The 9701-nt window shown below is 62.5% G+C and carries 7 protein-coding genes; 4 read left to right on the top strand and 3 right to left on the bottom strand.

Features of this window, described 5'->3' with window-relative positions:
- Positions 1–83 precede the first annotated feature (83 nt).
- Positions 84–710: a glutathione S-transferase family protein gene (locus ABR948_RS25845; RefSeq protein ID WP_428123369.1), complete on the bottom strand. Its 627-nt coding sequence runs from the start codon at positions 708–710 to the stop codon at positions 84–86.
- Between the two features lie 168 nt (positions 711–878).
- Between ABR948_RS25845 and pyrE the strand changes: the two genes are divergently transcribed.
- Together pyrE and ABR948_RS25855 are read left to right on the top strand one after the other, a co-directional pair.
- A complete protein-coding gene (pyrE, locus tag ABR948_RS25850) occupies positions 879–1442 on the top strand; it encodes an orotate phosphoribosyltransferase (RefSeq protein WP_428123371.1) in 564 nt (187 codons plus the stop codon).
- A 305-nt stretch (positions 1443–1747) separates the two neighbouring features.
- Complete coding sequence (locus tag ABR948_RS25855; RefSeq protein WP_428123374.1) at positions 1748–2497, top strand: DUF2865 domain-containing protein; 750 nt, start codon at positions 1748–1750, stop codon at positions 2495–2497.
- 133 nt (positions 2498–2630) lie between these two features.
- On the opposite strand, the gene ABR948_RS25860 is transcribed toward ABR948_RS25855, so the two are convergent.
- Positions 2631–3062 (bottom strand): hypothetical protein, encoded by a 432-nt coding sequence (locus ABR948_RS25860; RefSeq protein ID WP_428123376.1) that lies wholly within the window; start codon positions 3060–3062, stop codon positions 2631–2633.
- 434 nt (positions 3063–3496) lie between these two features.
- Here ABR948_RS25860 and ABR948_RS25865 point away from each other — a divergent pair, with 434 nt between their 5' ends.
- The gene (locus ABR948_RS25865) at positions 3497–6034 is read left to right on the top strand and encodes a glycogen/starch/alpha-glucan phosphorylase (RefSeq protein ID WP_428123378.1); all 2538 of its coding nucleotides are present in this window, start codon (positions 3497–3499) and stop codon (positions 6032–6034) included.
- Positions 6031–6840, top strand: coding sequence for an acyl-CoA thioesterase (locus ABR948_RS25870; RefSeq protein ID WP_428123383.1), 810 nt, complete (start codon positions 6031–6033; stop codon positions 6838–6840). Before ABR948_RS25865 ends, ABR948_RS25870 begins: the two co-directional genes overlap by 4 nt.
- On the opposite strand, the gene ABR948_RS25875 is transcribed toward ABR948_RS25870, so the two are convergent.
- Entirely contained in the window at positions 6837–9092 is a 2256-nt protein-coding gene (locus tag ABR948_RS25875) for a TonB-dependent receptor (RefSeq protein WP_428123381.1), read from the bottom strand. The genes ABR948_RS25870 and ABR948_RS25875 overlap by 4 nt on opposite strands.
- Positions 9093–9701 lie beyond the last annotated feature (609 nt).

Here is a 9701-nt window from a genome sequence, read left to right on the forward strand (position 1 = left end):
TGTAATTTCCGAAGAGGATGGATTGCCGGGTCATCTGGCGCGAAGACGCGCTTCGCGCTTTTGCCCGGCAATGACGTGGAGTCTCAATCCAGCTTCGCTTCCATGCCGCGCTTGACGCCGGGCCGCGCCATCAGGGCGTCGTACCAGCGGCCGACACTCGGGAAATCGGCGAACGAGACCTTGTGCCGTTCGTGCCGCCACGCCCAGCCGAGAATGGCAAAATCGGCGACCGACAGCGCGCCGGCAACGAACTCGCAGGTCGCAAGGCGGCGATCCAGCACGCCATAGAGCCGGCGCGTCTCCGCCATGTAGCGCTTGAGGCCATAGGCGCGGTCGGCTTCGTTCTCCAGCGCGATGAAGTGATGCACCTGCCCCGGCATCGGGCCGAAGCCGCCCATCTGCCACATCAGCCATTCATAGACCGGGATGCGCTCGACGAGTGGCACGGGCAAGAACCTGCCGGTCTTCTCGCCGAGATAGAGCAGGATCGCGCCGGATTCGAAGATGCTGACGCGTTGGCCGCCCGGCCCGTCGGGATCCACGATCGCGGGGATCTTGTTGTTCGGGCTGATCGCCAGAAACGCCGGCGCCATCTGTTCGCCCTTGCTGATGTTCACCGGGACCACCTTGTAAGGCAGGCCCATCTCTTCCAGCGCGACACTGATTTTGCGGCCGTTCGGCGTGTTCCAGGTGTGCAGTTCGATCGTCATGTTTGGTCCACCCCCGCGAAAGCGGCGTATCCAGTACCCGGAACCCGTTGGCCTTACAACCGCCGGCACGGCATGGGGGTTCATCCGCTCTGTTGATGGCGCGACATCCGCTCTGGAATGTGCTGGAAACCACCGATAGGGTGCGCCACCCCACACGAGATATCAGCCTTGTCCAAATCAGCCTCCCGCGCCCGTCTGGCCGAAATCATCCGCAAGCGCTCCTTTGGCCGCGGCGAAATCGTGCTGGCCTCGGGCCGCAAGAGCGATTTCTACTTCAACCTCAAGCCGACCATGCTCGACCCCGAAGGGGCCGCGTTGCTGGCGGAACTGACCTATGAGGCGCTGAAGGACGACGGTCTCGACTATGTCGGCGGCCTCGAGATGGGCGCGGTGCCGCTCGCCGGCGCGGTCGCGCAGCTGTCCTGGCTCAAGGGTCATCCGATCGCGGCGTTCTTCGTGCGCAAGAAGCCGAAGGAACATGGCGCCCGGCTGGCCGTCGAAGGGCTCGCGAAGGGCGAGAGCCTGCAAGGCAAGCGTGTGGTGATCGTCGAGGACGTCACCACGACAGGCGAATCGGCGCTGAAAGCGGTGGAAGCGGTGCGCGATGCCGGCGGCAATGTCGTGCTGGTCCTCACCATGGTCGACCGCGAAGAAGGCGCCACCGACACCTTCGCGCAGGCAGGCCTTCCGTTTCGCTCGCTCTACCGGGCGAGTGAATTCCTGAAGGATTGATCGGCTTATCTTCTCCCTCGCCCCGCGCGAGCGGGGTCGAGACGAGCGAAGCTCGCTCTTAGAGGGCTGGGGTGAGGGGCCGCTTTCAGCGAATTCGACAGCAGTGATCTCAGTGACTCCCCCTCACCCGGATTCTCGCTTGCGCGAGAATCCGACCTCTCCCCGCAAGCGGGGCGAGGTAAAGGCCGCATTTCTTTTCGGCCATCCGGCGCCGGCCGGGGCACAGCCTGCCGCGGCAGGATTTCCGGCGTCGGGTGGAGTTCGCGTTGCGTACAGAGTTGTCTGATCAGCCCATGCGGCGCCGCATGATGCTCGTTGCCACCGCCGCCCTTGCCGGCGCCATCGCGCTTGCGCCGAACGCGGCGTCCGCCGAAAATCTGTTCGATTTCCTGTTCGGCGGTGCCCAGAAACAGCAGCACCAGGCGCCTGCGCAAGCCAATTTCTTCGCCGACCCCAGCCAGCAGCCCGCGCCAGCGCCCACACGCTCGGCCGGCTCCGGACCGGCATACTGCGTGCGCAGCTGCGACGGCCGCTATTTCCCGCTGGCGCGCAACAACGCCACACCGGTTCAGATGTGCCAGGCATTCTGCCCGGCGAGCCCCACCAAAGTTTTCTTCGGCAGCTCCATCGACAATGCGTCGTCCGCTAGCGGTGAGCGTTATGCCGACAGTGAAAACGCCTTCGCCTATCGCAAGGCGCTGCGCGCGGATTGCACATGCAATGGCCGCGACGCCGCGGGGCTGGCGCCGGTCGATCTCACGCTCGACACCTCGCTGCGTGCCGGCGACATCATCGCCACCACCAACGGGCTGGTGGCGTATTCCGGCATCAAGGTCGGCGTCAACCAGACCGCCGAATTCACGCCGGTGGCCTCCTATCCGGGACTGACCTCCGACGTGCGCGCCCGGCTCGGCGAGATGAAGGTAGCGCCGGTGGCGGCGGAAATGGTCGGCGAGGAAGCGCCAATGGCCGAGACCAGCCGCGATATCGTGCTGCCCTCAAGCGCGGTGCCGAAGTCTTCTTCGGCCAAGGGCAAGCGCGCCGAGGTGAATTAGGCCGTAATCGAATTCGTCATTCCGGGATGGTGCGTTAGCACCAGACCTCAGATGTGCAATTGCACATCGGGGAATCTCGAGATTCCGGGTTCGATGCTTACGCATCGTCCCGCAATGACAGCCGCGGAATATCTCACCGCCCGACGATGACGCCGATCACGTTCGGCGCCGACAGATATTTTTCCTCGATCTGCGCGCGCGCCGCGGCGCGGTTCTCCGGCGTCAAGAGGCCGCGCTTCTCGGCGAGGATCATCCAGCAATAGCCCCACCAGTCCGTCAGCATGCCGTGGTCATCGACGAGGTCGTAGCCCTGCTCGGCGGCGAAGATGCGCGCATGGGCTTCATCGAGCGTATCGAGCCAGGCGTGATCCTGCGTCGAAAACAGATCGTCGCTGAAATCGTCTGTGGTGTAGCCCCACACCGACATGCAGACGGCGTTGAACTCGCGGTCGATCTGGTCGTCATCGACCGGCCGCCGGCGGGAAGCCTGATGCAGCCGCGACAGCGAGCGGGCAAAATCGGCGATGCGGGTGAGCGCGAAGGTATCGAAGGCGATGGTGGACATGTAGTCCTCGAAATCCCGGATAGACCATAGATGTTGTGTCGGCATAGCGCCGAATCACTACGATATATCAAAGACTTGCTAAAGTGTTCTTAATTTGTTCCGGGAGATCACAAACCGCCGGTGCGACGTGGTGACTACTTCCATTTAGTAGCGACGTAGGGTGGGCAAAGCGCAAGCGTGCCCACCGAATAACTTTTGGTATTCGAGATTTCTGGATGGTGGGCACGGCGCGAAGCGCGCGCCTTTGCCCACCCTACAATCTCTGTGAATCATTTCGCTAATTTGGAAAAGTCTCCATCGCCCCCCGCGACAATATCCCCGCCCAATCGGCCCGGTCCTTGCATAAAAAACATGCATACATTGCACCATCGAGGCCCGCGGTGGGTTTCGATCGGCGCACAAGCCGCGTATCATTGCGTAGCGTTCAGTGGGGGATGCCCAACTTGCCAGATCAATCATTCCCGGTGAATTTTCCGGCCCTCGGCCAGCCCGTCGACGAGCTGGCGCTGGCCGAGATCAAGGGCGCCATCCTCGCCAAGCTGCGGCTGGCGATCGGCAAGGATGCCGGCATGGCCACCAAGCACGACTGGTACAAGGCCGCGGCGCTGGCGCTGCGCGACCGCATCGTGCACCACTGGCTGACCGGGGAAAAGCAGAGCTACGACGCCGGCGCCAAGCGGGTCTATTACCTCAGCCTGGAATTTCTGATCGGCCGCCTGTTCACCGACGCGCTGAACAATATGGGACTGCTGCAGGTATTCGACGCCGCGCTCGGCGATCTCGGCGTCGGCCTCTCCGAACTGCGCAAATGCGAACCCGATGCCGCGCTCGGCAATGGCGGCCTGGGACGGCTGGCGGCATGCTTCATGGAGAGCATGGCGACGCTGGCGATCCCCGCGATCGGCTACGGCATCCGTTATGATTTCGGCCTGTTCCGCCAGATCATCGTGCAGGGCTGGCAGCACGAATATCCCGACGAATGGCTCAGCTTCGGCAACCCCTGGGAATTCCAGCGTCCGGAAGTGGTCTACCAGGTGAATTTCGGCGGCGGCGTCGAACACGTCGAAAGCAAGGGACGCGACGTCGCGATCTGGCATCCGGGCGAAACCGTGCAGGCGGTCGCCTATGACACCCCGATCGTCGGCTGGCGCGGCCAGCACGTCAACGCGCTGCGGCTGTGGTCGGCGCGCTCGCCCGATCCGCTCAAGCTCGACGTGTTCAACTCCGGCGACTTCCTCGGTGCCACCGCCGAGGAAGCGCGCGCGGAATCGATCTGCAAATTCCTCTATCCGAACGACGAATCTCCGTCGGGCCGCGAACTGCGGCTGCGGCAGGAATATTTCTTCGTCTCGGCCTCGCTGCAGGACCTGGTCAAGCGTCATCTGGCCGCGGATGGGCAGATCCGCGGCCTGGCGGCGAAAGTCGCGGTGCAGCTCAACGATACCCATCCCAGTCTCGCCGTCACCGAGCTGATGCGCATTCTGGTCGATCTGCACAACATCCGCTGGGACGATGCCTGGCAGATCACGGTGGCGACGCTGTCCTACACCAACCACACGCTGCTGCCGGAAGCGCTCGAGACCTGGCCGGTCGAACTGTTCCAGCGGCTGCTGCCGCGCCATCTGGAAATCATCTACCGCATCAATGTCGCGCATCTGGCGCTGGCCGATGCCCGCTGTCCCGGCGACGTCGATTTCCGCGCCTCGGTGTCGCTGATCGACGAAAAGTCCGGCCGCCGGGTGCGGATGGGGCAACTGGCCTTTGTCGGATCGCATAGCATCAACGGCGTCTCGGCGATGCATTCCGACCTGATGAAGGAGACCGTGTTCCACGATCTCAATCATCTTTATCCCGGCCGCATCAACAACAAGACCAATGGCATCACCTTCCGGCGCTGGCTGATGCTGGCCAACCCGAAGCTGACCGACCTGTTGCGCGAGGTCTGCGGCGAAGCCGTGCTCGACGACCCCGGCCAGCTTTCGCTTCTTGAAGCCCATGCCGGCGACAATGCGTTCCAGCAGCAATTCCGCAACGTCAAGCATCACAACAAGATCGTGCTGGCGCGGCTGATCGGCGAACGCCTCAACATCAAGGTCGATCCGGCCGCATTGTTCGACGTCCAGATCAAGCGCATCCATGAATACAAGCGGCAGCTGCTCAACATCCTCGAAGCCATCGCGCTCTACCACGCCATCAAGGACGACCCGCAACGCGACTGGGTGCCGCGCGTCAAGATATTCGCCGGCAAGGCCGCGGCCAGCTATCGCTACGCCAAGCTGATCATCAAGCTGATCAACGACGTCGCCGAAGTCGTCAACAACGATCCGGTGATCGCCGGACGCCTGAAGATCGCGTTCCTCGCCGACTACAATGTCAGCCTCGCCGAAATCATCATTCCCGCCGCCGACCTTTCCGAGCAGATTTCGACCGCCGGCATGGAAGCCTCCGGCACCGGCAACATGAAGCTCGCGCTCAACGGCGCGCTGACCATCGGCACGCTGGACGGCGCCAATATCGAAATCCGCGACAATGTGGGGGCGGAAAACATCGCGATCTTCGGCATGGAAGCGATGGACGTGATGGTGCGGCGCAAGCAGGGGCTGGACGCCACCGACGTGATCCGGCGCTCGCCGGGCCTGTCGCGCGCGATCAACGCGATCGGCAGCGGCGAGTTCTCCCCCGGCGATCCGGGCCGGTTCGAATCGATCGCACACGCGCTGCGTCATCTCGACCATTATATGGTGAGCACGGATTTCGACTCTTATTATGACGCCCAGCGCGGCATCGACGCACGCTGGCAGGTGGTTCCGGCATGGACGCGGGCCAGCATCCTCAATGTCGCGCGGATGGCGTGGTTCTCCTCCGACCGCACCATCCGCGAATATGCCAAGGATATCTGGAACGTGCCGGTGCGCGGGACCGCGCCGCTGGCGTTGCAGACGCCGGGCGCGCAGCGCGGAGCGACCCGCTGACCCAGCATTTGTTCGACGAAGCGACGCGGGTCACCGCCGGCGACAGCTGCTGGCGGGGACGGACCAGCGACGACTACTGGGCCTTTGTCGGTCCGTTCGGCGGCGCCACCGCGGCGACGATCCTGCGGGCGCTGATCGATCATCCGCAACGATCGGGCGATCCGCTCTCCGTCACCGTCAATTTTTGCGCGCCGATCGCGCCGGGCGATTTCGATCTCGACGTGCGGCTGGTCAAGGCCAACCGATCGACGCAACACTGGTGCGTTGAACTGATGCAGGGAGGTGCCGAGGTCGCGACGCTCGCCACCGCTGTGTTCGCCGAGCGCCGCCCGTCATGGTCGCACCAGCCGACGGAGCTTCCGCAAGCGGCCCCGTTCGATCAGATCCGGCCCTTTCCCAAGATCAAGGCCTCCTGGGCCAACCAATATGATTTTCGCTTTGTCGGGGGCGATCCGGATTTCAGCGGCGCAAAAAAGGATGCACCGGCGAGTGCGTTTTCCAAAATATGGATCGGCGACCGCGTGCCGCGCAAAATCGACCTGCTGTCGCTGATGGCGATGTCGGACGCGTTCTTCGGCCGCATTTTCCATGTGCGCGGCGAATTGGTGCCGTTTGGCACGGTTTCGCTGACGACCTATTTCCATGCCGACGCGGCGGATCTGGCCGCCGAGGACGTCAGCCGCGTCCTCGCCACCGCCGACGCCAACATCTTTCACAAGAGTTACGGCGACCAGACCGGCAAACTCTGGTCACCCGGCGGCCGCCTGCTCGCCACCACCACCCAGATCGCATATTTCAAGGCCTAAAGCTTCTGCGAAAGACCGGCATAGAAGCCGCGGCGCGCGCCGAATTGCGGGGCGAACACGCCGATGCCGCTGCCGTCGCGGATTTCGTAGATCTTGTCGAACAGGTTGACGACGTCGAACCGCACCGTGATCGGCTTGGCGCCCGCAAACGCCTGGAGTTCACGCGCAATGCCGATATTGGCGGTCACATAGGGTTCGTTGAACGACGAGTTGGCGAATCCGGTCGGCAGGCCGCTGCCATATTTCATGTTGATCGAGAACAGCGTCTGGTCCCAGCGGTACGACGCGCCCGCCGATCCCGTCAGCATCTGCATGTCATCGGTGTAGTGATAGTTGGTCAGGAGAAAGTTGTAGGTCGCACTATCGAGCAGATACTGGTTCGAGACCGGATCGGTTGCCCTCGTGATGTTGAATGCAAAATTGGCGTAGGCGCTGAGATTGCCGTTCTGGTATTTGACCTTGGCTTCCGCGCCCTCGCTGTAGCCGCGCGCCCAGTTGAACTGGGTCAGGACCACCGCCTGGCCGAACTGGCCGTCGTCGATCAGGTCGGTTGCGATCTTGTAGTAGGCATCCAGTCCGAAGGTGAGACCCGGCGCCAGTTTCTGGTCGACGCCGACGTCGAAATAATGCGACCGCTCCGGCTTGACCGGATCGTTGTTGGTCTGGTCCGGCTGGTTTGTTGTGTTGGCGAACAAAGCGAGATTCGATTGCGTCGCCTGCGCCTGCATCGGCGGCGTGAAATAGCGGGCGTAGCCGGCATGGAAGGTGGTGCCGTCGAACGGTTTGTAGACCAATGCGGCGCGCGGGCTGAACTGGTTGGCGCTGACGAACTGAAACAATTGATCGAAACGAATGCCGTAGTTCAAGGTGAGCTGGTTGGTCAGTTTCCACTCGTCCTGCACATAGGCGCCGAGATTCCAGCCCAGCAGCGAGTTGGTATCGGTAATGGTCTCTGGCGTCGTCGACGTGATGGCCCCGATATCCCCCGGGAATACCGTCGATACGTTGGAAACATTCGTCTTCTCCGCCGTCACCATGTAGCCAAAACGCAAGGTGTGCGCGCGGTTCACTTCATAGGACGCGTCGAACTGGGTGCCATACATCTGGCTGGTGCGGGTGACGTCCGACGCAACATCGTTGAAGGTGAGATCGCCTGATATGTCGGGAATGAAATGTACCTGGGCGTAGCGGGAAAACACCGAGATCTGCGAGTCGATCACATCGCCTTTGGTCTGCAGCGCGACCATATTGAAGTAATATTGGTCAATCTCGTTTTCGTTCAGCGTCGATGAGTTGGCATTGGCCGGCCCGAAATCACCAAGCGGCATCTGGTTCGGATTATTGGGGATCTGGAACGCGCTGTAGGAGGCGCCCGAAATGATGCTCAGGCGCGTTGTGTCGCTGAGCGCCGTCGACACATAGGCGAAGAACTTGCCCTGATCGGTGTGATCGTGCAGCGCATTGAGCGACGAGGTCGGGTTTTCGATGCCGAGATTGTTCCAGTTGCCGCGGCCGGAGAAGAAATACTGGGTATCGCCGACGCTGCCGCCGTAATCGAAGCTCGGCGTGACCGTCGAGTTGCTGCCGCCATAGACGCTGACGGTCCCGCCGGGCGTGGAAAAGGCCCGGCTGGTAATGTCGAGTATACCCGCGGTGCGGCCGCCGTACTGGGCCGGCAGCGTGCCGGTCAGCAGCGACAGGCTGCCGATGAAATTGGTATCGATCGCGGGACCAAGACCCGACACGCCTTCGGGGAGCACCAGCCCGTTGATCCGGGTCTGCACGTTGTTGTATTCGCCGCGAACGTGGAAATTCGGGTTGGAGACGGCGGAGTCATAATTGACGCCGGGAAATTGCAGCACCAGCTTGTCGACCGGCGTATTGTCGCCTTGCGGGCTGGCCAGGATTGCGGCGCGATCGATGGTGGTGGACGACGCTCCCAGCTTGGGCGAAAGGTGATCGCGCGACTGATCGAAACCCTGCATCTTGCGGTCCAGCGCCGCCTCCGCCGGCGTCGGAGCGCCCGCGCCGGCCACCGCCGCTTCCTGCACCGGCTGCAGGTTGGTGCGGCCGGTGCCGCGGCTTGAAGCCGCCCGCGCCGGCGCCGTGCGCTTTGCGGGCTCCCGCTTCGGCTTTTTGGTGGGATCGACCACCACGATGGCCGGGAGGTCTTTCGCCCCGCTGTCTTGCGCCAAGGCGCGGTTTGAATGGGTCAGGCCGAGCAGGCCGGCTGCGACACCGCATGTGAGCATCGCCGCCGAGTTTCGGTACAGCCTGCTGTTTTGTCGGTGGCCGCGCGACACGCCGTTACGGAGCGCGGTACCTGCATGAAGAGTCGATGGTTCCAAGCCGTGGTCGGCACCGGCAGGCTCAACATTCACAACCACCCGCTCAAGCGCCGACATTGGTCCCTCATTCGCAAAGATCAAACTCGCTGATGAGTAAGAACCAACGCTTGCGCGCGATATGCCGCCGATCGCCGAAAACCTCAAATGGAATAGGTCTAACGATAGTTTAGAATGAAAATAATCTAGAATGAAAATAAGCCGGGAGTAACGCGCCGACGATGGCAACAAGAATTGTCGGATCGCACCGCGCTTTTCAAAATTCTGTCTTTTTCAAATGCTGCTTCGGCTCCGGAAGCATCGCCGTACCGGCTGTGGCGACGCGCGTGATCCGCAATGAAGAAGGGCGGCCTTTTCGGCCGCCCTTCGCGTTCACAGAGACGGTGGTTCGGCTCTCACTCCGCCGCGAGCTTGACTTCAGGGGCTGCGGCGCGGACGTCGGCGTCGACCTGGGCTTCGAACTTGGCGAAATTCTTCTGGAACATACCGACCAGCGCGCGCGCGGTCTTGTCGAAC

This window comes from Bradyrhizobium sp. (genome assembly GCF_050014615.1).
Classification (GTDB): Bacteria; Pseudomonadota; Alphaproteobacteria; order Rhizobiales; family Xanthobacteraceae; genus Bradyrhizobium.